Here is a 22,630-nt window from a genome sequence, read left to right on the forward strand (position 1 = left end):
TTTACCACAGAGGAAGAGGGATCTTTTGGCCAAGGAAGAGTTGCTCGAGATGCGCGGCACGGTCGTGGAACTGCTGCCCAACGCCATGTTCCGCGTGCGCCTCGAGAATGGCCATGAGATCCTCGGCCACACTGCGGGGAAGATGCGCAAGAACCGCATCCGCGTTTTGACTGGGGACGAAGTCCTGGTCGAGCTTACGCCCTACGATCTTACGAAGGGGCGCATCACCTATCGCTTCATGCCTGGCCGCGGAGGCCCGCCCGGTTATCCCTGATGCGGCTGGTACTCGCCTCAGCGAGCCCGCGCCGCGTCGATCTGCTTGCCCGAATTGGAGTCATTCCTGACGCCATCGTTCCGGCCGAGATCGACGAGAGCGTACCGAAAGGCGAATTACCGAGAGATCATGCGCGGCGGTTGGCCCGAGAAAAGGCCGAAGCAGTTGCGCGAGCACACCCCGATGCACTGGTCCTGGCAGCGGATACGGTCGTCGCCGTTGGGCGTCGGATCCTGCCCAAGGTTGAAGACGAGGCCACGCTGCGCGCATGCATGCGGCTGTTATCCGGCCGGCGTCACCGGGTCCTGACTGGCGTTGCGCTTGCGCAGCCGCGGGGGGTGATCCGTGATCGCGTCGTCGAGACAATGATCGCGATGAAGCAGCTCAGCGACGAAGAGATCGACTATTACACCGGTCACGGAGAGTGGCGCGGAAAGGCCGGCGGCTATGCGTTGCAGGGCTACGGCGAAGTCTATGTGCGCCAAATCGCGGGTAGCTATTCCAATGTCGTGGGCCTGCCGGTTGCCGAAACCCGCGTGCTCCTGAAATCGGCGGGCTACCAGCTTGCCTGAATGGTTGACCGAAGAGGGGGTCGGGGAGACCCGCACGGTGCTGGTCGACGGCGGAGAGATAATCGAGGCTCGCGTCGAGCTGGATGATGTCCTCCCCGCGGGCCGAACTCTCGAGGCTCGGCTGATCTCGGTTGGATCGACCGGGCGCAACGCGATCGCTGTGACCGCTGACGGCACGGAGGTCCTGCTGCCACGAGCGCCCCAAGCAACCGAAGGCTCCACAATCCGGCTCACAGTAACGCGAGCACGCATTCCCGGAAGCGAACCGTGGAAGCGGCCGCTCGCGCGCCTGGCGGCGGACGAGGAAGCCGCCGTCACCGAACGACCTTCCGCAACTGTGCTCGCGTTCCCGCCTTTGCCTGGTCGTGACCGGCTTGCAGAAGAGGGCTGGGACGAGCTCCTCGAGCAAGCGAGGAGTGGAGTCGTGCGCTTCGACGGCGGCGAGCTACGAATCTCCCCGACACCAGCGATGACGCTGATCGACGTGGACGGTCAACTGCCTCCGACGGAACTCGCGGTCCGCGGCGCGCGGGAAGCAGCCAAGGCGATTCGTCGTCTCGATATCGGAGGTTCGATCGGGATCGACCTGCCTACCGTCGGCGACAAGGCGGCGCGCCAGCTTGCCGGGCAGGCGATCGACGACATCCTGCCCAAGCCCTTTGAACGCACAGCAATGAACGGCTTCGGATTCCTGCAGATCGTCCGACCGCGACGTCGTGCCTCGCTGATCGAGCTGGCGCAGGACCGCGCAGCGTTCGAAGCCCGTGCCCTGCTTAGGCGCGCCGCGAGCGCGAAGGGCGCAATTCGCCTTGCGGTTCACCCCGCCGTTGCCGCAGCCCTGCGCCAGGACTGGGCCGAAGCCTTGAGCCGCCAAGTTGGCGGCATGGTGACCTTGCGGGCCGATCCGACTCTAACCATGTCCGGTGGCTATGCCGAAGCGTCCTAACACCAAGGCCTGCCCCCTTTGCGGCAAAGGCGAAGCACCGGATCATGCGCCTTTCTGCAGCCGCGGCTGCAAGGACCGCGACCTGCTGAAGTGGCTTGGTGAAGGGTATCGCATCCCCGGGCCCGCCGCAGCCCCTGAGCTGTCTTCCGGAAGGGTGGACAGCGAGGAGGGCGACGGTTAGGGAGCCGGCTCGCTTCGCCTGCTGACGCGGCGCAGGCGCTGCCCCTCACGTGGGCCCAGGTAGCTCAGTTGGTAGAGCACGTGACTGAAAATCACGGTGTCGGTGGTTCGATTCCGCCCCTGGGCACCATCCTCTTTACAGAGCCTGCTGGCCGCATCAGCAATACGTGCTAATCCGCGCGCATGGTTCCCCACCTCTTCGTGATCGACGATTTCCTGCGCAATGCCGACCGGGTTCGCGAAGAAGCACTGACCCTCAATTATTCGGTCACAGGCCATTTTCCGGGGCTCAATTCTTCCGAAAAGGTGAATATCGAAGGGCTCGACCAGATCGTCTCGATGCTGGTGCGCGAGCCCGTGCAACCGATGTGGGCAAACGACAATTCACACGCTTGCTGCCGACTGTCCCTCGCCAAGGACGATAGGCCCGGCCGCATCCACGTCGACCAAAGCCATTGGTCCGGAATACTCTACCTGACCCGTGACGAGGACTGTCGCGGCGGGACGGAGTTCTTCCGTCATAAGCCGACGGGTACCGACCGCGTCCCGATGGACGCCGAGAGCCTGAAGCGCGCCGGCTATTCGACATATGAGGAGCTTCAGCACGATATTATCGACAAAGACGCGCTCGACCGGTCGAAGTGGGAACATACAATGACCGTGCCGATGCGGTTCAATCGACTGGTGCTGCTGCAGCCTCATTACTGGCACACATCCGGCCCTTCCTTCGGCGACAGCGTGGTGAACGGCCGCCTTGTCTATCTGATGTTCTTCCTGCGCGGCCAACGAAGTTCGGGAGCCGCCGCAGCTGCATCGTAACGCCTATTCGCTCACTGATTTGCCGCCCGCCACAGCATGTCGGGGTGGTCGGATATGTTGTTTCGGCGCTACACCGATTCAAAAAAGCAACTACATTCGTCGACGAATACTTGCTCCCGGCCAGCCGTAGGAGAAGACATACCCCCGTATGCGTGCAGAACGCGCTGCGCGCTTAACAGAGGGGAATGACAGAATGAGGACGACCCTGCGCCAAAGGCTGCTTGCGACCACCCTGCTGGTCGGTGCGGCTTCCGCAAGCCCTGCATTCGCACAGGAAACGCAATCGCCCGATCCGAACGCACAGCCGCCTAGCGGGCCCGTGGAATCGGCGCCTCTTCCGTCGGTTTCCGCTCAGGGCGAGCCAGTCGCCCAGGCCGGTGACATCATCATCACCGGTTCGCGCATTCCGCAGCCAAACCTTGAATCGGCAGCACCGGTCACGGTCGTGTCCAGCCAGGACATCAAGCTGACCGGCACGACCCGCATCGAGGACGCGCTGAACCAGCTGCCGTCCGTCGGCGCATCGCAAGCTTCCGGCGTTTCGAACGGCGCCAGCGGCACCGCCGAAGTCGACCTCCGCTATCTCGGTTCGAAGCGCAGCCTCGCGCTGATCAACGGCCGCCGCATGGTCCCGGGCGACCCGAACAGCACGACGCAGGCCGCCGACCTCAACCTGATCCCGAGTGCGCTGGTCAAGCGCGTGGAAGTCCTCACCGGCGGCGCCTCGTCGGTGTACGGCGCGGATGCCGTCGCCGGTGTCGTCAACTTCATCCTCGACACCAATTTCACCGGCATCCGCTTCGACGGAACGATCAGCGGCTATCAGCACCATCAGGACAATCCGCTCGTCGGCGAATGCTTCAATGCGCAAGGCAGCGCAGGCTGCACCGCCGCAGGCCAGGAAGTTCACATCAATGACCTTCTTGCTGGTCGCGGATTCCCAAGCCCGACGGGAAGCGATTGGGGCGGCAGAACGATTGACGGCACCGTGATGCTCGGCTCGGCCTTCGACGACGGTCGGGGGCATGCGGTCGCCTATTTCGGCTATCGCAACGTCAAGCCAGTCCTGCAGTCCGATCGTGACTTCAGCGCATGTACAATCCAGCGGTCGGTCAACGGACCATTCCCCTTGGGTGAGGACGGACCGAAGTACACGCCCCGCAATCCGCGGTGCGGCGGTTCAGCGACCGCGGCGCCAGGCAACATCCTCGGCTTTCCGTCGTTCGGTCTGACAACCTCGACCACGATCGCGCTCGGGCCGGGCACAGCTGAACTCGGTCAGAACCTCTTCAACTTCGCGCCGTACAACTATTTCCAGCGGCCGGACGAGAGATACATCGCGGGTGCATTCGCGGATTATGAGATCAACGACCAGATCAAGCCGTATCTCGAGTTCATGTTCATGGACGACCGCACGCTGGCGCAGATCGCGCCGGGCGGCGCCTTCCTTGGATCGACGACGTCGATCAACTGCGACAACCCGACGATATCGCCCGACGCGGCCGATCTTCTCTGCGGCGGCGTCGATGCGAACGGAATTCCGCTAGACCTCGGCTATCCGAACCTCGTCGGCGGCTTCATCGGCACGTTCCCGGTCGCGATCGGCGCGCCCTACAACACCACGGACAACGGTGTTGGCGGGACGACCGCGCTTCCATTCATCGACCCCGTCACCGGCCAGCCTTATTACCGCGCGTTCGGCCTGGTTGGCCGGCGCAACGTCGAGGGCGGACCCCGCATTGCCGACCTCAAGCACCAGAACTGGCGCGGAGTGCTCGGCACGCGCGGTGATCTCAGCAACGCGTGGTCCTACGATGCCTACTGGCAATATGGCCGCACCAATTACGAACAGGTCTACAAGAACGAGTTCTCGCTCGCTCGCTTGACCCGCGCGCTCGACGCGGTGAAGGACCCGCGCGCGACCATTGCAGGTCAGCCGAATCCGAATTTCGGCCTCCCGGTCTGCCGCTCGGTTCTGACCGGTCAGGATCCGACTTGCGTGCCTTACGATATCTTCGGCGCTGCGCCCTCGCAGGCGTCGATCAATTACCTGAACGTGTTCGGCGTCATCACCGGTCAGACTTCCGAGCAGATCGCCAACGCGAACTTCACGGGCACGCTGGGCGAATATGGGATCAAGACGCCTTGGGCCGAAGATGGCGTAGGGATCAACGTCGGCGTCGAGTATCGCCGGGAATCGCTTGAAGTGAATCCGGACCAGTCGTTCCAAACGGGCGATCTGACCGGCCAGGGCGCTCCGACGCTTCCAGTTGCCGGCAACTTCCGCGTATGGGAGCTCTTCGGCGAAACCCAGATCCCCATCATCCAGAACTCGTTCATGGAAGAGTGGACGATCTCCGCCGGTTATCGTCATTCATGGTACAAGACCCATAACGACCTGGCGCCCGTGGGAACGGACGACAGCAGCACCTACCAGACGGATACGTACAAGATCTCGACCGAGATCGCCCCGATCCACGACATCCGGCTGCGCGCTTCGTACAACCGTGCCAGCCGCGCGCCGAACATCCAGGAGCTGTTCGCGCCTGTGTTCGTCGGATTGGACGGCACCAAGGATCCGTGCTCGGGGCACCCGATCCAGGCGAACGAGTTCGGCTGCTTGGCAAGCGGAGTCGCGCTCGGCGCTGGTACCCCGGGCAACCCGGCCGGCCAGTATAACGGCCTTCTGGGCGGCAACCCCGACCTGAAGCCGGAGAAGGCAACGACCCGCAGTGCAGGCATCGTACTGCAGCCGCGCTTTATCCCGCGCTTCTCACTCACCCTCGATTACTGGAACATCAAGGTTAAGGATGCGATCCAGGGACTCGGTGCGGACGCCATCCTCACGGCCTGCGTCAATCAGTCGACCAGCGCGACGAACATCTCGCCGGCTTGCGCACTCGTGAACCGTGACCCATCGGGCTCGATCTGGCTGACCCCAGGAGGTTTCGTCAGCGATCTTCCCGGCAACACCAGCACGATCAAGACGGACGGCTGGGACATCGCCAGCTCCTACAGCTATCGCTTCGACAACTTCCTGGGCACGCTGTCGGCAAGCTTCCTCGGTACCTATCTCCACAAGTATAAGGTCAATAACGGCCTGACCGAGGAATATGACTGCGCGGGACTCTATGGCCCGGTGTGCAGCAGCGGCGTGGTCGCAAGCTCGGCGCCAATGCCTAAGTGGCGGCACAAGGCTCGCGTGGGCTTCCAGATGCCGTTCGGCCTCGGCCTGTCGATGCAGTGGCGGTATGTCGGCAAGGTCAAGGCCGAGACTCTCGAGGACAACGAGACGTTGAATGGGCCTTTCAATGTCGACCCGGGCCTGCACATCAAGGCGCAGAACTATTTCGACCTGGCGACGACGTTCACCGTGCTGGATCGGGTCAATCTGCGCGCCGGCGTCAACAACATCTTCGACAACGATCCGCCGCTCGTGACGACGGGCAGCGGCGTGCTCGAAGGGTCGAACCTCTGCCCGACCGGCCCGTGTAACGGCAACACCTATCCGGGTACGTGGGATGCGCTCGGCCGGTACCTGTACCTCGGTGCGACGATCGACTTCGCTCCGCCGAAGCACGTGCCGCCGCCGCCCCCGCCGCCACCGCCACCGCCGCCCCCGCCGCCTGCCACGCAGACCTGCGCGGACGGTTCGGTGATCCTGGCGACGGACACCTGCCCGGCTCCGCCTCCGCCTCCGCCTCCGCCGCCTCCGGCTCCGGAACGCGGCAACTAAGCGGGAGGGAATTGAACTACCGGCGGCGGATCTTCGGATCCGCCGCCTTTTTTTATGCACGTGGCGGCAATTCGGTTAGACACGCCGAATGAGCGCCGTTTCCACACTCGACGATCGAACCGCTTCAGCAATTCGGCAGGCGCTGTCCGCCGCGGCAGCCGGCCGCTTAGCCGACGCCTGCTCGATTGGGGAACAAGCGCTCGAAGCTGGAGGCGAGCCGGCTGCGCTTCACGCCATGCTGGGCGCGCTTCGGACCCGGAGAGGCGATCTCGAAGGCGCGATCCGACATCTGGCAAAAGCTCACGAGCTCCGGCCTCAGGATATTCTCATCGCCAAGAACTTGGCGACGGCACTGGCACAAATCGGGCGTCATCGTGAGGCACTGGACGTCCTTCCTGAGGCATTGGCGAAACAGGATCCCAGCCTGCATTTGCTTCGGCTGCGGGGTTTCCTTGCTCAATCGCTGGCTGATTTCGAAAGCGCCGTGAAAGCGTATGAGCATGTGGTCGGGGCCGCCCCGAATGATTGGGAGAGCTGGAACAACCTCGGCAATGCGCGCCGCGCGCTCGACGATCATCTGGGTTCCCTGGAAGCGAGCACTCGCGCCGTCGAACTCAATGCGAGTTCCGGTCCGGTAAGGCTCAATTACGCGACGTCGCTCGAATATGCCGGCAAGGTCGAGGAAGCGGAGCAGGAATTGCGGCGCATGGCGCTGGAGTTCCCGAACGACGCGAACACAATGCGCGAGCTCTTCCTCCTGCTGAAGAACCAATATCGCGACGAGGACGCAACCGAAGCGATCGAGGAAGCGGTCCGCCGATCACCGCGCGACATCGATCTCGGGCTATCGCTCGCCAGCCATCAATTGGCGCAGCGACATCATGCGGCGTCCGAAGAAGCTTATCGCCGGGTACTGACGATAGATCCGGACAATGCACTCGCCTGGCTCGGCGTCGCGACGGTCATGGATCACCTCAACCGTATCGATGAGCTCGCGGCTTGGGCGAAAGAAGCCGAGGCTAAAAGCATAGCCAAAGAAGGCCTCAGCTTTATCAAGGCATTCGATCATCGCCGAGCCAAGCGATATGCCGAGGGGCTGGCAGAGCTGAGCCATGTCCCGGAAGAACTCGAAACTGCTCGCAGGCAGCAGCTGCTCGGCCAACTGCTCGAAGGCACCGGGCAGTTCGATGACGCTTTCGCCGCCTTCGAGTCCATGAATGCGATCATCCGGGATGACCGTTCCGACCCAGCTGCACGCGCCCGCGCCTACCGCGACCTGATCAGGCAGACCCGTGATACGCTGACTCCGGAATGGGCATCCTCGTGGCGGAAGGCTGAGCTCGAAGAGCGGCCATCGCCCGCTTTCCTGGTGGGCTTTCCACGATCGGGGACAACGCTTCTCGATACGATCCTGATGAGCCACCCATTGACGGAGGTTCTCGAGGAAGAGCCGACCCTCGTGCATGCGACGGAGGCGTTGGGCGGCTTTGATGCTATTCCCGCCGCGTCGGCGGACATGATCGAAAGAGCCCGCGACGCCTATTTCGAAACGGCCCGCAAGCTGACGCCGCTCGATCCGGGCAAGCTGTTGATCGACAAGAATCCGCTCTCGATGAACTATGTCCCTGTTATTCGCCGGCTTTTCCCGGACGCGAAGATCATCCTCGCGCTGCGGCATCCCTGCGACGTCGTCCTATCCTGCTACATCACAAACTTTCAGCCGAATAATGCGATGGCAAACTTCCTGTCGCTCGACACCGCGGCGGAACTCTACGATCTCACCTTCAGCTATTTCGAGAAAGCCCGCGAGCTGTTGCAGCCTGCGGTTCACACCGTCGTCTACGAGAATATCGTTGCCGACCGGGACCGTGAGTTACGGCCATTGCTCGATTTCCTCGGCCTCGAATGGGACGAACGCCTGCTGGACCATCAAACCACGGCAAAGAAGCGCGGGCACATCAAGACCGCGAGCTACGCCCAGGTCGTCGAGCCAATCTACACGAGATCTGCCGGCCGATGGGTGAATTACCGCAAGCACCTGGAGCCGGTCATCCCGACGCTGCTGCCCTGGGTCGAGAAATTCGGCTACGAGGTCTGAGGTGCAGACCGACGCGCTGGTCGAGAGGGCGAATGCCGCGTTTCGCACTGGCAACCTGAAGCATGCCCTCGAGCTCCTGGAAGACGCGGCGCAGCATCGGCCGGACGATCCGACCTTATGGCTGCAGATCGCCGCGATGCACCGCGCGAGCGGGAATCCGTCAGATGCCCTAACGGCTGTGCACAAGGGCCTCGCAGTCGCCCCGCTCGACTTCATGGGACTCTTGATGCGCGCGAGCCTCTTGCAGAGGATGGAGGACCCCCAAGCGGGAGAGGCTTGGGGACACGCGCTTGCCCAGAAGCCCTCGGGCGAACTCCCCCCGCAACTTGCCGCGACGGTCGCCGAGGGGGAACGGCATCATGCGGCGTGGCTGGAAGCCCGGGAAAGCCGTCTCGCCCGCGCCATGGCTGGGCCAGAACAGCGCGGGAATGAGGAGGAGCGCGCGCGCATTGCGCGGTTCCGAAGTAATGCCCTGCGGAAGACACGTCCGTTCCACAGCGAGCCGACCCATTTCCACTTCCCCGGGCTTGTCGAACGCGAATTCCATCCGCGCCATCTGTTCCCCTGGTTGAGCGAGCTTGAAGGCGCCGCGGATATGATCCGGCAAGAGTTCAAAGCCGTCATGGCGGCCGAGCGAGCCGAACTAGTCCCGTACATCCAATATGACGATCATCTCCCGCTCGACCAGTGGCGACAACTCAATCGGAACCCCGACTGGACCGCGATTCACCTGTGGCAAAACGGTGTGAGGATTGAGGCCAACGCAAATCATTGCCGGGAGACGCTAGACCTCCTTCGACGCGTTCCACAGCCGAGCACCAAGGGAAGCGGTCCGAACGCAATGTTCTCATTGCTCGCCCCGCATACGCACATTCCCGCACATGTTGGCGTCACCAACACCCGCCTGGTTTGCCATCTGCCCTTGATCGTGCCCGAAGGGTGCTGGTTCCGGGCGGGTGCCGAGACGCGAGCGTGGCGGCCCGGAGAGGCCTTCGTTTTCGACGACACGATCGAGCATGAAGCAATGAACCCGAGCGACGAACTGCGCGTCGTTTTCATCTTCGATATTTGGCATCCGGATCTCAGCGAAGTTGAGCGCGAAGCTGTTGCCGCGTTGCTGGCGCTCGAGACCGGTGGAGCGGCTTTGTGAGCCTCGCGGAGATTCTGGCCGGCGCCTCGCCGACGGATGATGCCGACACACTTGCGGATATCGCCCAGCAGGCGCTCGAAAACGGCGAAGAGGAACATGCCCTTTCCCTGCTCGAGCAGGCCGTCGAAATCAGGCGGGTCGGACGCCTTTGGCAATGGAAGGGTTTGCTCGAGCGCTCGATGGATCACCACGCCCAGGCGCTCGCCTCCTTTGCCGAAGCGGCTCGCCTGGATCCAACGGATGCCACGATTGCCCACGGCCATGCACGCACGGCCCTTGAAGCCGGCATCGACGCGCGGGGCCTTTACGACCGGGCGCTCGAGCTCGCCCCGAATGATGGGGCAGTCCTGGTCGGCCGCGCCGCAGCTCAAGCCGCGGCGGGCGAAGCAGATCGGGCTATCGACGAACTCGCTCAGGTCGTCGGGCGGGCACCTGCGTGGACCTATGGACATGAACAGCTTGCGCAACTGCTCGCGACGCAGGGGCGAGGCAACGAGGCGACCAGCTCGATAGAACGCGCACTGCTTCTGTTTCCCCAAGCTTCGCCCTTGTGGGAAACTTTGCTGAACCTCGAGGTGCGCCGCCGATCGTTCGAGCAAATTCTGCCAACGATCGAGCGCGCCAAGGCAGCGGGCGCTCAATCTCTCCAATTCGCGATTTACGAAGGCGTGCACGCAGCAGAGCTGAGCGATGAGGCTGGGCCCGCAGCCTTGTACTCGCCGGCAGCAGAGGCGCTGCCGGAGCTGACCGTTTGGAGGATCCGGCATCTCCTGCGGACCGCCAATATGGAGCGATTGATTCCGCTCTTGGACGAAGAACTTGCTCGCAATGCCTCCGGGGATATCTGGCCGTACGCTGCTACCGCCTGGCGTTTGGCCGATGATCCGAGATCCAACTGGCTGGAGCGCGATGGCGAGCTGGTTCGCACGTTCGACCTGGCCGACGCTCTGCCGCCGCTAGGCGAATTGGCGGACGTTTTGCGCGCGCTCCACGTCGCAAAAGGAGAATATCTGGACCAGTCGGTGCTCGGCGGGACGCAGACTGACGGGCCTTTGCTCAGCCGCATAGATCCTACCATCCAGGCGCTCCGAAAAGTGATCGTCGGCGCGGTCGAGGAATATGTCGCGCAACTACCGCCAATCGAAGCGAGTCATCCGCTTCTCGGCCATCGACGCGATAGAAGAGTAAGGTTCGCGGGCAGCTGGTCGGTACGTCTCCGCGAAGGTGGCCGCCATGCGAACCACACTCACCCTCAGGGTTGGATCAGCTCCGCGCTCTACATTTCCGTTCCGCCCGAAGGTACGGGAGACGCTGGCTGGCTGACCGTCGGAGAGCCCGACGATCGTCTCGGCAGCTCTCTGCCGCCCTGGAAGAAGATCGAGCCGAAGCCAGGCAAGCTCGTGCTGTTCCCGTCCTGGATGTGGCACGGCACGGTTCCGTTTCAGGCCGGTGAAAGGCTCTCCGTCGCGTTCGACGTAGCGGTGCCTCGCTAGCGCGCGTTCGTCGAATCTGCGTGGAATCGTTCGCCCGCACGTGCCATCAGTCGAACGAAGGGATTGATGCGATGACACGAAAGCATCTGTGTGCTCTGCCGCTAGCCGCGCTTCTTGGTGCCGCGGCGTCGCCCCCATCCGTCGCACCCCAGCAAGCGAAGGACGCGCAAGCCCTGAATCCAAATGAAGTGATTTGCGAAAAGCAGCCTGTGACTGGAAGCCGGCTCGGCACCAAGCGGGTCTGCAAGACGCGAGCGCAGTGGGCCGACGAACGCCTCCAGGACCGCCAAGGCATTGAAAAAGTCCAGGTCGAACGAGGCATGACGCAATAGTTCGACAGCTGAAAACGTTGCATGAGCTCATTTCGTCGCGGATACGTAACGTCCTGCCGTTGACCGTTTAACCAGCGTTCACGGTCAGCTTCCGCCGACGGTACATACGTGTTCCCCTCCTCATGCTTAGGGGAGGAGACGGATGCGCATGCCGTATCGTTGCGCGCGGATGGCGGGGACTGCGGCCCTGGCCTTGATGGTCGCGACTGCCGCGGAAAGCCGTCCAACCACAGACAAGCCTATTTATGCGGGCCCGGCGGCCGCCCCAAGCTGGGGTCCTTCCATGCTCGGAACTGTTGCGGTCCGCGTTCGCGCAGACCGTTTTGCGGCAAGCTGGGGTCGCGCGCTGGAAGATGCGTCGCGTCTGCCCGCTATGCAGCGTCTCATTGCGCCGGCTCGCAGCCTGACGCGCCCGCAACAGATCGCTTTCGTTCAGCGCGCCGTTCACGCGAACATCCACTGGATATCCGACGCGACCGAATGGGGGCAGCACGATTATTGGGCGAGCGCCGAACAGACCTTGTCGCATGGCGCTGGTGACATGGAAGATCGCGCGATCGTGAAGATGCAGGCCCTCCGTGCTCTCGGGTTCGACCAGCGCGACCTTTACATCACCTTGGCGCGAGATCGCGTTGGCGGTCCGCTCACAGTGCTCGTGGTGCGTTACGGCGGCCGGTATTACGTCCTGGATGATACTGGCGGCGCGCCGTTCCTCGCCGATACAAGGCGGTTTGAGTTCCAGCCGATCCTCAGCTTCGGATGGACAGGCGCATGGGTACACCAGAAGATTGGATCGCCTGTAGCAGTCGTCGCAGCCAGCGCAGCAGGCGCAGCGACCAGCAAGTAATTGGCCGCGCATGTGGTAACGCACGCTTCTCAAGAGGGCGTCGATGCACATGGTCAGCAAAACCGGCTTTATCCTATCCGGCGCGCTACTCGGATTAGCCGCATGCGATCGGGCGGAGAACCCCGCCACAACCATTTCCAAACCTGTCGCGGAGCGTGCGAGCCGGGCAACACCGAAGCCGATCCGGCCAGCGCCTTCGTCGACCGACTTTGTTGCGCGCGCGGCGGCAATCGACCTGTTCGAGATTCAGTCGGCGAAGCTTGCGCTGGAAAGATCCGGCAGAGGAAGTGTTCGCGATTTCGCGACGATGGAAATACAGGCGCACCAAGGTACGAGCGCGCAGCTTGCACTCGCCGGGAGGCGGCTGAACTTGTTGCCTGCACGCGCCCTCACCCCGGAATATTCGGCAAGGCTTGAAGAGCTGAGCGCGTCCTCGAGCTTTGATCTTACGTACAAGAATCAGCAGTTGGCGGTTCATCAACAGGCGCTAGCTTTGCACCAGGCCTATGCGGTTCGAGGCGCAAGCCCGACGCTAAGACCGGTTGCTTCCGCGGCGGTTCCCCTCATTCAGCGGCACCTGCGACTGCTGCGCTACCTTTAAGGAACGCCAAGAAGGGTTAAGCGCACGGTAACCATGCTCGCTAGGCCGAAATTTGCCTTGGCCTGTCACACGCAGGTCGATGGCAAACCGATTCAAATGTCTTGCGTGGCTCGCCGGTGCGGCGGCGTTTGCGTCGGTCTCTTCGCCGGCGACGGCTGAACAATTGTCCCCGTCGGCTTTTCGTCCTGTGAGCTGGGCAAAGAACGAGGCGATCCTCGGTGGCGCCCCCAGCGCACTTCAAGCCATTCTCTCGCAGCAGCAAGGCTTCCCTGCCGAACCCCAGGCGACTCTTCATCCTGCCGGCTATTCGCTGCCGGCCGTCCTGCGGTCGCCGCCAGTCAGCGAAGGCGTTTCGAGCGGCAAACCCGACGTCTTCGGATCTGTCGCCCTGCGCGTGGGCAGGACGCCGTTAAACGCACGCTGGCTAAAAGTCGAAAACTCCAGGGTGCATGGTGCTGGCGCAGCCTTTGCGAACTCGCTCGGTGCGCGCGACGACGTAGCCAAGCTCGAAGCGGTAAACCGTTACGTCAACCGTCGCGTGCAATTCGTCGACGATGAGCGCCGCTTTGGGCGCGCGGACGTTTGGGCCTCAGCCGATCAGACGTTGAGCGCGGGCAAAGGCGATTGCGAGGACTATGCGATTGCTAAGCTGCAGCTGCTCCGGCGCGCGGGCTTTTCGGACAAGGATCTATACCTTGTGATAGTCAAGGATCTCGTTAGCCGTGCCGATCACGCAGTCCTGGTCGTGCGCGCGGCCGGGCGGATGTACGTCCTGGATAACGGTACGGAAGCACTTCTCGATAGTGAGGCCATTCGTGATTATCGGCCGATCCTGACTTTTGCAGCAAATGGCACCTGGACCCACGGCTATCGGATCCGTTCCGCGCCGGTCCAAATCGCTTCAGCTGAAAAGGTCCTTGGCGGAACACCCGACGCCAGCGAACCTCAACGTTCGTGGAGCGCCTCGCTCCTCGCCTTCAACACCGGCTTGAGCAAATAAGTCAGAACGCTCTTACGCCCGGTGATGATCTGGGTGTCGGTCATCATGCCGGGAGTGATCGGAAGCGCGTGGCCTGACGCAGTAAGATAACTCTTCTGCGTTTCGACAATGACCGTGAAGTAGGCTTCCTTCTGTTGCTCATCGTAAATTGAGTCCGCTGAGACCTGCACGACTTTGCCATCCAGACCTCCGTAAATCGAGAAATCATAGGCAGTGACCTTCACGAGCGCACGGTCGCCAACCTTGATGAAGGCGATATCACTCGGCCGCACCCGGCTTTCGACGAACAGTTTGTCGCCAGCGGGCACGACTTCCATGATTTTTTGGCCGGGCTGCACGAAGGACCCGATGGTCGTGACCTGCACGTCATTGACGATGCCATCCACCGGCGAGCGGATTTCCGTACGGTCCTGCTTTCCGCGGGCGCCGCGCAACGACTGCTCATTCACTGCGATCTTCGCGTTGACCTGGCTGCGCTCGTCAAGCGCCTGTTGGCGGAATTCGAAGTTCGCCTGGCTCGCCTGCGAAAGGGCCTCGCGAACCGCCGCGCCGGCGCGGCCTTGCTGCTCACGTGCGGCGGCGATCCGGCCCTGCAGGTCGACCACTTCGCGCCGCTTGTCCATGAGGTCCGTCTGCGGGACGATGTTCTTGGCCGCGAGCGGCTCGAGCATCTCGACCTGGCGCTGCGCTAGTGCGAGACTGCCTTGAAGGCTATTGATCGTCGCCGCTGCTTCCGCGGCCTCGCGACGGCGCTGGTCGGCACTGGCCTGCAGGGCTCCGATCTTGCTCCGAAGAGCAGACTCGCGCGCCGCCTTGAGTGCCTGCTCGCCGGCGCAGTCTGCGCCCTGGCAGGCAACCGAACCGCCCATCCCTTCCTGCGTCAGGCGCGCGGAACGGGCCTGCAGGGACTCGGTCTCGGCTTCTATCTGGCCGAGCTGGGACTGGTTTTCAGGGCTGTCGAGGCGGGCCAGCAACTGACCTTTGCGGACCCGCTGGCCCGAGCGCACATAAATCTCCGAGACGGTAGCGGGATCGGCAGCGGTAATGATCTGCAGCTTGCTGGAAGGTATGACCTTCCCCTGGCCGCGCGTCACTTCGTCGACATGTGCGAGGCTCGCCCAGATCAGGAACAACACGAAGCCAATCGCCGATGCGACGATGATCAAACGGGCGCCGGTAAGCGGTTCGCGATGCTTCGCGATGGGTCCGAGGAAAGGCAGGGTAGCCATGTAACTTGCGCTCCCGAGATTAGCGGCTGGCGACCGCAGGTCCAGCACTGGCAGCGACGGACGCCACTTCGGCCTCCTTTGGAGCGCTTCCCTGCTGCGTCGCGATCATCTTCGATGCCGAGCTGTCGCTTTCGTCCGGACCCGGAATGTGCAGCGTCCAGCCCTTTGACGTGTCGAGCAGCCCGCCAACGTCGTTGGGCGCCCGCTTCAGTAGGGTGCCGTCCGTGACCGGCCCGCTCGCGATGACTTGGCCTCCAACCATTGTCTGAATCGGCATCGGAGGCCGCATCGACATTGGATCGCGCGGCTCGCCGATATAGCGGCCGGTGAAGGCCGCAGGCTGACCCCAGGCCCCAGGCCAGCGATAGAAGATGTGCTGTCCGACCTGCGCGACCTTGGCGAGCAACGGCGCCCAACGCGGCGCAACATAGTCCGCATGATAGTGCGTAGCCGCGCCGACTTCTGTTTCGACATAACCGGCTAAGGCTGCGCGCGCGACCGCCTCGGCCTGCAGCCAGGCCGCACGGGCTGGCGCCCGGTAAAGCGCCCCGTCACAAACGAAGGTGAATTGGCAGACTCGCCCGTTGCTCTGATAGACGACGCCGCAGATGGACTTCGGGAAAGCCGGGTGACGCAGGCGGTTCAGGACCACTTGCGCAACGGCGCGACGCCCTTCGAGTGGCTCGAAGCCCGCCTCATAATAAACGGCCTGCGTGAGGCACAGAAGCGCGCGGCGATGATCGATATCGCTGCCGCTCGCGGCAAAAGGCCGCGCCGCCTGAACCGGGCCTCCGGCGAAAGGCAACGCCGCATTGATGACCTTTGCCTGCTCGCCCACGGCCCGCATTTCGGTAGACGCTTCGCCGCTGGTTGCCTGGATCAGCGCCGCGGCCTTCGCCGGCGGAACGATGACAGTCGCCGCGTTGGCAGGTTCACGCGCAGGCAGGAGTGCAATGGCCAGCGCGGCCGCAGCGGCGAGCACTAGCGCGATGAGTGCCAGGATCTCGGCACGGAAACCGCTCAGGTTCAGGTGGGGGCGAAGCGAGATCACGGCGTCGCGCCCTGCCTGGTCGACGCTGCGGTGAGGTGCTTCAAGACCTCGTCGCGTGGACCGTCTGCGATGATCTTTCCGCCGTCGATGACGATCAGGCGCGTCAGGATCGAAAGCATGTTGTGGCGATGGGTTGCCACCACGAGGCTTTGATCCGCGCCGAGCGCTGTCTTCAGATGCTCGATGAAATAATTCTCGGTCTGCGTGTCCATCGAACCGGTGGGCTCATCAAGGAACAGCAGTTTCGACGGACTGACTAGAGCGCGTGCGAGCACCAGCAGAGAGCGCTGCCCGCCGGACAGGCGCGACCCGCGCTCTCCCACCGGAAGATCGAAGCCGGCCGCGTCACGCGACAGGAAGATGTCGGCACCCGAGCGAACGACCGCGTCGATCAGCTGCCGGTCATCGGCCTGAGCCGCGCCGAGCATGAGATTGTCGCGAACCGTGCCGCTGAACACTTCGGCGTCCTGGCTGACGAAGCGGAACGAGTCGCGCAGCTGATGCGGGTGGTATTGGCGACTGTCGAGGCCGTCGACCGTCATTACGCCCTGCGTCGGCGCATACAGTCCGCAGAGCACGCGGCCGAGCGTCGATTTACCTGACGCAACGCGCCCGATGACACCGATCCGCTCACCCGGATCGATTTTCAGGTTCAACCCCGACAGCGCGTCACGCGACGCGTTGGGATACCTGAAAGAAACATCCGCGAGCTGGATATGCCCCGCACGGATCTCGGGCACGATGCTGCGCATCGCGACCTGCCGCTCATCGTCGGCTTCCATCATGCGCTGGAGGGAATCGAGCGTCGCCATCGCCTGGCGACCGCGGGTGATGAGGAATGCGAGCTGGCCGACCGGCTGCAGCGAGCGGCCCGAGAGCATGATGATCGCGATGATCGCGCCCATCGTCATTTCGCCCTGCTGGAAACGATAAAATCCACCGATCAGCAGGCCGATGCTGATGAGCTGCTGGGAAACGCTCGCAAGGTTCACCGCAATCGCCGTCAGCTTGCGCATCCGCTCCTGCGTGGCGGCGGACATTGCCGAATAGCGGCGCCAGCGGCCCAGCATCTGGCCCTCTGCGCGCGACGCCTTGAGCGTCTCGGCGCCAGCGATCGATTCGACCAAGACGCTGTGTTGAAGGCTCGAATCCGCCTGTGCATCGAGCGCTGCGCGACCCATCGATTTCTGCAGGCTGAAGCCTGCGAAGAGCATCAGGGCGATGCCGACGATCGGTACGATGACCAGCCATCCGGCAAGGGCCGTGATCAGCGCGAGGAAAAGGACGAGGAACACGACGTCGACCGCAAGCACGACCGTCGTGGACGCGAAGAAGTCGCGCACCATTTCATATTCGGAAACGCGGCGCGCGAATGCGCCCGTGCTGCCTTCGCGCTGCGCCATCGGAAGGTTCATCACCTTCTCGAACAGCTTCTGGGAAAGCTTGGCGTCCAGCTTCCTTCCGACTTCATCGATGAGCCGCGCTCGCGCGACCCGAAGGATGAAATCGAAGGTAAGTGCGAGAACTACTCCGAGCGCCAGGACCCACAATGTGGATACTGCCTTGTTCGGGATGACTCGGTCATAGACGTTCATCGTGAACAACGGCATCGCGAATGCGAGCATATTGACGATCAGCGCGGCGAGCAGGACCGGCCAGAACTCGCGCCGAACCTTCCACACTTCCGACCAGAACCAGTGGCGGCGCTTGGCCTCGTCCCATGGCCGCTCGTTCAGCCGCTCCTGCGTCGGATCGGTTTCGACGACCACGGCGCGGCCCGTGTAAGCTGGCTCGATCTCTTCGAGCTTGACCCACATCGCCTCAGCCACACCGGGCGCATAGATCAGGCCGTCGCGGTCACGCGTTTCAAGAAGAACGAGCGCGCGATCGTCCTCGAGCTCGAGGATCGCCGGACATTTGGCTGTCGGCCAACCTTTCAGGCGCCGGACGATCGAATCCGACCGCATGCCAACCTGCTCGAGCGCGGGCTCGATCTGGTGGAATGGCAGCCGGCCATCGGCCGAGACCGCAAGACCTGCGCGCAGGAGAACCGGCGACGATGGCCGATCCGCCTGGCGCGCGATGTAGGCGAGGCATTCGAGGACGGGGTCGATCTCCAGCGACCGCTCCGCGTCAAGCCAGTGCATGAAACTCACTACACCCGTCCTCGATTTCTCAGCGGCCTTCCGGCGCGCCCGTGCCGTCAGCAGCGGCGCCTCTCTCGGCACCGCTCGGCGGGGGTGGCGGCGGAGGCGGCGGTGCCGGTGGCATCGCAGCGGGCTCCCCTGCCGGTGCCATGGCCGGAGTGGCCATCGCAGGCGCAGGCGGCCCCATCAAAGGCAGCGGCATGCTGTTTTCGTCGCGATCCGCCGGCGGGATCGGGTTCACGTGGAACTTCTCCCGCTGATCTGCGGTCGAGGCGACCGCGATCGGAACGTTGAGGCACTCGATCAGGCGGTTCTCGGCCGCGAGCACGCGATATTGCGCGTAGAGCTTCGAGAGACGCGCGGTCTCCGTCTGCGCCTGCACGTTGTAACGCGTGTTCTGGGCGTCGAGCACGTCGAGAAGCGACCGGCGACCGATGTTGAACTGCTCGCGGTAGGACAGGAGCAGGTCATCGGAAATGCGGCTCTGCTGTTCGAGCTCGCCGATCAAAGCGGACTGGTTGGTCAGGCGGCTCCAGGCCGTGCGAACGTCTTCCTCGGCAGCGCGGGTGCGCTCGAACAGGCGACCGTGCACTTCATCCGCACGATGGTACTGCTCCCGAACGTTCGCTTCCTTTTCGCCGCCATTGTAGAGGTTCCAGCGAAGGACCGCGAGTGCCTGCAGGTCCGTAGTCTTGCCTTCGAACCCGTCGATGTCGTGACCGGCACGAGCGCGACCTTCAAGATTGAAACGCGGACCAAGCTCGGCCTTCGCTGCGCGAATGTCTTCGCGAGCTGCAGCGAGATCGGCGAGCGTTTCCTGGACCCGCGGGTTGTTCTCACGCGCAGAAGCTTCCGCATCGGCCAACGATGCCGGCATGCACTGCGACAGATCCGGCGGCATGTTCACCGAATCGACGGGAATGCCCGTCAGCGTGCGGAAGGTGATCGCGGCGGTATCAAGGTCCTCGCGGGCCTCGGTGACGCGAGCACGCGCGGACTGAAGCCGCTCTTCTGCCTGCTGCTGGTCAGCGATACTGATCGACCCCTTCGAGACACCTTCGCGAAGGTCCCCGGCGAGACGCTCATGGAACGTCACATTGTCCTGGGCGATCGCAACCAGGCGCTGCTGGAGAAGATAGTCGATGTATGTCCGCGCGACGTTGAGCGCGACATATTCCGAACGCTCTTCGACACGCGCAGCAGCCGCGTCGGTGCGGGCCGCCTGGCGACGGATTTCCGCTTCGCGACCGCCGCTGTCATAGACGAGCTGGTCGACGATGAGGTCGCCCTCGATCGGCCACAGCGTTTCGTCGGCGATGCCAAGATTACGACGCGACGGGTTTTTCAGGCTGCGAACGCCAGCCGATCCTTCGACGTCGACGCGCGGGTAATAGCGGCCCTGTGCCTGCACCCGCTCTTCCTGCGTCGCGAGGCGGTTCGCGACCGCCTGCCGGATTTCAGGATTGGTGCTCAGTGCCGATTGGATCGCATCGCGCAGTTCCACCCCGTAAGCTGGTGACGCGCAGATCAGCACCGCCCCGGGAACGATGATCGTCCAGTGCTTCTTATTCATGTTACCCCCTTCTGGTCATTGCGGGGCCCCCACCGTCCACGAGTGGGGAACCCCGCCGTTCATTGCCCCGGAGCCGCTCAGCCGTTTGACGGAGCTGCGTCCTGATGCATCGTCATGGGATCCATGGCGTGCATTCCGTGGCCGGTGAACCCGGCGAAAATGGCCATGTCCCCGATTGGAACGCTACCCGCGCCATGGCTTGCAAGTGCCTCCAGGCCCTTGCCGGCATGGTGCCCGCCATGTTCCGACACCGCGTTGACGAGCGCGTCGATGTCCGGGCCGTGATGCCCGCCACCGCTGAGCGCATCGGCCAGAACCTTGCCGACGACCTCATTGTGCTGGGCATTGCCGTCGACGCTGACAGCGTTGCCATCGACGCCCTTGCCATGGCCTTCGCCCTTGCCGCCCGCGGCAAGCAGCTCGGCACCCGGCATGACGATCGCCTGCGTGGTGAAGACCGACTGACTGCCGGCATCATTCGCCGCCGGCGCGTCCTCGCCCTGCGCAAGAGCACTGACCGCAGCAGGACCCGCGCCATGAGCGTCGCTTACCGAATGATCGCTCTGCTGATCGGCGGAGTGCGAACCGCGGTTGTCGCCGCTGCTCTTGGGATCGTCGCTTTGCTGCTGCGGACCGAGCAGACCCAGGCTTTCACGGGTCGAGCTGTTCTGCTCGACGTGCAAGTCATGCACTGCGCCGCCCTTGGCTTCGAAGTGGCTGACGTTGTCGTGACCCGACACCTTGCCACCGTCATCGCTTGGTGAAGCCGCGGCGGCGGACTCCATGCCGGCAGCGGCGAGAGCAGCGGACATGATCATCGTGTTCGTGCCCGCCGTCCGCAGATTGTCGTTCGCGGACAAAGTGGAGAGCGAGGAGAACGAACTCGATCCGTCCGGCACCAGCGTGAGGTCGATCGTTCCGGTCGACTTGTCGCCATCGGCGTCTGTCGCAGTCACGCCCAGCGCCAGGTCGATGTTGTTGCCGGCCAGCTCGGTGAAATAACCGAAATTGCCGATCGCGAACGGAGCGCCCGAGAAGGTGTCCGATGGGCTCGGCGTAGCCGGATTGAGAACACCATCCGCGCTGGTGATCGCAATTGCGTCATAGTCGGCACCGCCAACCGTATCGAACGAGACGTTGGCGCCGGCATTGAGACCAGTGATCACGAAGGTGCCGTCGCCCATCGCCACGATCGTGTAGGTCGTGTCGCCGGTTACCACGATCGAGCTCTGATCGATGGCGACGATCGAACCTGTAAGGTCCGTCAGCGTGCCGGTGTCAGGGTCATTATACGCTGCGATGCGGATAGCGGCGTTACCACCACCCTGCGTCTGCATGACGGAGAAGGACGTTCCGTGGACCGCATAGTGGCCATCGAAAGTGTAGCCCGCCACGTCCTTTTCGTCGCCGGACCCATAACGGACGTCCTGCACGAAATCGATGCGGATCCCTTCACCATTGTCGATCCACTGGTTGGAGTTACCGATATCCGTTGCCGAGGTGTTGACGGAACCGCCGGCATTCGTCGGCGTCAGCAACAAGTCCGGACTGTCGTTGTTATCGTCGTTGATATCGTTGCCGTCGGAGTCGAGGCCGATCCAGTCGTTCTGTCCCGCCGGAGCCGTCGAGAAGTCCGAGATCGTGATGCCCGATCCGTCGTCGATCGTGTCGTTGAAGTGGATCGTGTACGTGCTGGTCGAACCGAACCCGGTTCCTGCATTGAGGGACGCGGTGAATACGACCGAGTCCTCCAGTAGCTGGAAGCCCGGTGTAGTACCGCTTTCTACATAAGCGGTCAGCGTGTTGGTCCCGAAGCCGGTAACCAGGATCGCGTCGCCATGCGACGTCAATGCGACACCGTTGGCATCCTTGAGCGCTTCGCCGTTGGTGTGACCGGTCGCGGTGAACAGCAGGCTGCCGAAACCGTCCGCCCCGATGAAGTTCTCGCCCGTCCCGTCGTTGTTCGCGTCGTTGATGAGACGCGTGACGTTAGCGGTGCCGTCGTTCACGAGCGCGTTGTCTTGCGTCGTGACCGTGGAATCATCGGTATCGATCAGATCTACCGGGGAGAAATTCACCGGTGCATCATTCTCGATGTTGATCGCGACGCCGCCGGAGATGATGACGCTGTCGCCGTCGGTGTCCGTCGCCTTGAACACATTGTCGAGGCTGAGCGTCTCGACGAACGATTCACCCTCACCCGTCGCGAGGTTCGCATCGTTGTCATGGTCGATGTTGTCGAGCAGCGTGAAATCATACTCGCTGTTCGGACCATCGAACGTGACGGTGAAGGCCACCTTGCTCGGGTCGTTGCCGACGAGGCCGCGTGCATGCGTCGCATCGACATAATCCCACACGATGTTGACCCCGTTCTGGGTCAACCCCGTGTTCACGCCGTCGATCGCGCTATTGAGGCTGATCGTAACCGGCGAGTCCGCGCCCGGGGTCACCAGGCTCTGGAGTTGCGCGACCGTGATCGACGCGTTCACCGTCTTGCCGGCCTCATTGTTGCCGATCGCATTGGCGTTGTTGAGCGCGTCTTCGTGCACCGTCGGTGTCGTCAATGACGTCGTGTTGTTCAC

The 22,630-nt window shown here is 63.1% G+C and carries 17 protein-coding genes and 1 tRNA gene; 13 read left to right on the top strand and 5 right to left on the bottom strand.

The window, feature by feature from the left end:
• Positions 1-25: 25 nt before the first annotated feature.
• The 13 genes from infA to LZ538_RS08540 all read left to right on the top strand — a co-directional run bounded on the left by infA (position 26) and on the right by LZ538_RS08540 (position 14,048).
• Positions 26-274, top strand: a complete 249-nt coding sequence (gene infA, locus LZ538_RS08475) for a translation initiation factor IF-1 (protein WP_249831543.1) — start codon at positions 26-28, stop codon at positions 272-274.
• Positions 274-846 carry a Maf family protein gene (locus LZ538_RS08480; RefSeq protein WP_249831544.1) on the top strand — a complete coding sequence of 191 codons (573 nt, stop codon included), beginning with the start codon at positions 274-276 and terminating at the stop codon, positions 844-846. Before infA ends, LZ538_RS08480 begins: the two co-directional genes overlap by 1 nt.
• Positions 839-1,792, top strand: a complete 954-nt coding sequence (locus LZ538_RS08485) for an Rne/Rng family ribonuclease (protein ID WP_249831545.1) — start codon at positions 839-841, stop codon at positions 1,790-1,792. Before LZ538_RS08480 ends, LZ538_RS08485 begins: the two co-directional genes overlap by 8 nt.
• A complete protein-coding gene (locus LZ538_RS08490; RefSeq protein ID WP_249831546.1) occupies positions 1,776-1,973 on the top strand; it encodes a DNA gyrase inhibitor YacG in 198 nt (65 codons plus the stop codon). The genes LZ538_RS08485 and LZ538_RS08490 overlap by 17 nt, the downstream gene beginning before the upstream one ends.
• A gap of 53 nt (positions 1,974-2,026) precedes the next feature.
• A tRNA-Phe gene (locus LZ538_RS08495) sits at positions 2,027-2,102 on the top strand.
• 53 nt (positions 2,103-2,155) lie between these two features.
• Entirely contained in the window at positions 2,156-2,791 is a 636-nt protein-coding gene (locus LZ538_RS08500; RefSeq protein WP_249831547.1) for a DUF6445 family protein, read from the top strand.
• A 193-nt stretch (positions 2,792-2,984) separates the two neighbouring features.
• Complete coding sequence (locus LZ538_RS08505; RefSeq protein ID WP_283937667.1) at positions 2,985-6,527, top strand: TonB-dependent receptor domain-containing protein; 3,543 nt, start codon at positions 2,985-2,987, stop codon at positions 6,525-6,527.
• Positions 6,528-6,615: 88 nt separating this feature from the next.
• A complete protein-coding gene (locus LZ538_RS08515; RefSeq protein WP_249831548.1) occupies positions 6,616-8,625 on the top strand; it encodes a tetratricopeptide repeat-containing sulfotransferase family protein in 2,010 nt (669 codons plus the stop codon).
• Between the two features lies 1 nt (position 8,626).
• Positions 8,627-9,775 (top strand): aspartyl/asparaginyl beta-hydroxylase domain-containing protein, encoded by a 1,149-nt coding sequence (locus LZ538_RS08520; protein ID WP_249831549.1) that lies wholly within the window; start codon positions 8,627-8,629, stop codon positions 9,773-9,775.
• Complete coding sequence (locus tag LZ538_RS13375) at positions 9,772-11,268, top strand: putative 2OG-Fe(II) oxygenase (protein ID WP_249831550.1); 1,497 nt, start codon at positions 9,772-9,774, stop codon at positions 11,266-11,268. The genes LZ538_RS08520 and LZ538_RS13375 overlap by 4 nt, the downstream gene beginning before the upstream one ends.
• Positions 11,269-11,748: 480 nt before the next feature.
• Positions 11,749-12,447, top strand: a complete 699-nt coding sequence (locus LZ538_RS08530) for a transglutaminase-like cysteine peptidase (RefSeq protein WP_249831551.1) — start codon at positions 11,749-11,751, stop codon at positions 12,445-12,447.
• Positions 12,448-12,490: 43 nt separating this feature from the next.
• Positions 12,491-13,048, top strand: a complete 558-nt coding sequence (locus tag LZ538_RS08535) for a DUF4142 domain-containing protein (protein WP_249831552.1) — start codon at positions 12,491-12,493, stop codon at positions 13,046-13,048.
• A 79-nt stretch (positions 13,049-13,127) separates the two neighbouring features.
• A complete protein-coding gene (locus LZ538_RS08540) occupies positions 13,128-14,048 on the top strand; it encodes a transglutaminase-like cysteine peptidase (RefSeq protein WP_249831553.1) in 921 nt (306 codons plus the stop codon).
• Here LZ538_RS08540 and LZ538_RS08545 read toward each other — a convergent pair.
• The 5 genes from LZ538_RS08545 to LZ538_RS08565 all read right to left on the bottom strand — a co-directional run.
• Positions 13,994-15,277, bottom strand: a complete 1,284-nt coding sequence (locus LZ538_RS08545) for an HlyD family type I secretion periplasmic adaptor subunit (RefSeq protein ID WP_249831554.1) — start codon at positions 15,275-15,277, stop codon at positions 13,994-13,996. The two genes, LZ538_RS08540 and LZ538_RS08545, sit on opposite strands and share 55 nt — an antisense overlap.
• A gap of 19 nt (positions 15,278-15,296) precedes the next feature.
• Positions 15,297-16,328: a cell wall hydrolase gene (locus tag LZ538_RS08550; RefSeq protein WP_249831555.1), complete on the bottom strand. Its 1,032-nt coding sequence runs from the start codon at positions 16,326-16,328 to the stop codon at positions 15,297-15,299.
• Positions 16,325-18,475, bottom strand: a complete 2,151-nt coding sequence (locus LZ538_RS08555) for a type I secretion system permease/ATPase (RefSeq protein ID WP_249831556.1) — start codon at positions 18,473-18,475, stop codon at positions 16,325-16,327. Before LZ538_RS08555 ends, LZ538_RS08550 begins: the two co-directional genes overlap by 4 nt.
• Positions 18,476-18,503: 28 nt before the next feature.
• Positions 18,504-20,048, bottom strand: coding sequence for a TolC family outer membrane protein (locus tag LZ538_RS08560; RefSeq protein WP_249831557.1), 1,545 nt, complete (start codon positions 20,046-20,048; stop codon positions 18,504-18,506).
• Positions 20,049-20,125: 77 nt separating this feature from the next.
• The coding region (locus tag LZ538_RS08565; RefSeq protein WP_249831558.1) for a hypothetical protein at positions 20,126-22,630 on the bottom strand (2,505 nt) is incomplete at its 5' end.

Source organism: Sphingomonas hankyongi (assembly GCF_023516575.1).
In the GTDB taxonomy this organism is placed as follows: Bacteria; Pseudomonadota; Alphaproteobacteria; order Sphingomonadales; family Sphingomonadaceae; genus Sphingomicrobium; species Sphingomicrobium hankyongi.

What these genes read in the sequence shown, in the direction of transcription:
- LZ538_RS08480 (WP_249831544.1), top strand. Translation starts at nt 274, where the DNA reads ATGCGGCTGGTACTCGCCTCAGCGAGCCCGCGCCGCGTCGATCTGCTT.
- LZ538_RS08490 (WP_249831546.1), top strand. Translation starts at nt 1,776, where the DNA reads ATGCCGAAGCGTCCTAACACCAAGGCCTGCCCCCTTTGCGGCAAAGGC.
- LZ538_RS08500 (WP_249831547.1), top strand. Translation starts at nt 2,156, where the DNA reads ATGGTTCCCCACCTCTTCGTGATCGACGATTTCCTGCGCAATGCCGAC.
- LZ538_RS08505 (WP_283937667.1), top strand. Translation starts at nt 2,985, where the DNA reads ATGAGGACGACCCTGCGCCAAAGGCTGCTTGCGACCACCCTGCTGGTC.
- LZ538_RS08515 (WP_249831548.1), top strand. Translation starts at nt 6,616, where the DNA reads ATGAGCGCCGTTTCCACACTCGACGATCGAACCGCTTCAGCAATTCGG.
- LZ538_RS08530 (WP_249831551.1), top strand. Translation starts at nt 11,749, where the DNA reads ATGCCGTATCGTTGCGCGCGGATGGCGGGGACTGCGGCCCTGGCCTTG.
- LZ538_RS08535 (WP_249831552.1), top strand. Translation starts at nt 12,491, where the DNA reads ATGCACATGGTCAGCAAAACCGGCTTTATCCTATCCGGCGCGCTACTC.
- LZ538_RS08540 (WP_249831553.1), top strand. Translation starts at nt 13,128, where the DNA reads ATGGCAAACCGATTCAAATGTCTTGCGTGGCTCGCCGGTGCGGCGGCG.
- LZ538_RS08545 (WP_249831554.1), bottom strand. Translation starts at nt 15,277, where the DNA reads ATGGCTACCCTGCCTTTCCTCGGACCCATCGCGAAGCATCGCGAACCG.
- LZ538_RS08555 (WP_249831556.1), bottom strand. Translation starts at nt 18,475, where the DNA reads ATGCACTGGCTTGACGCGGAGCGGTCGCTGGAGATCGACCCCGTCCTC.
- LZ538_RS08560 (WP_249831557.1), bottom strand. Translation starts at nt 20,048, where the DNA reads ATGAATAAGAAGCACTGGACGATCATCGTTCCCGGGGCGGTGCTGATC.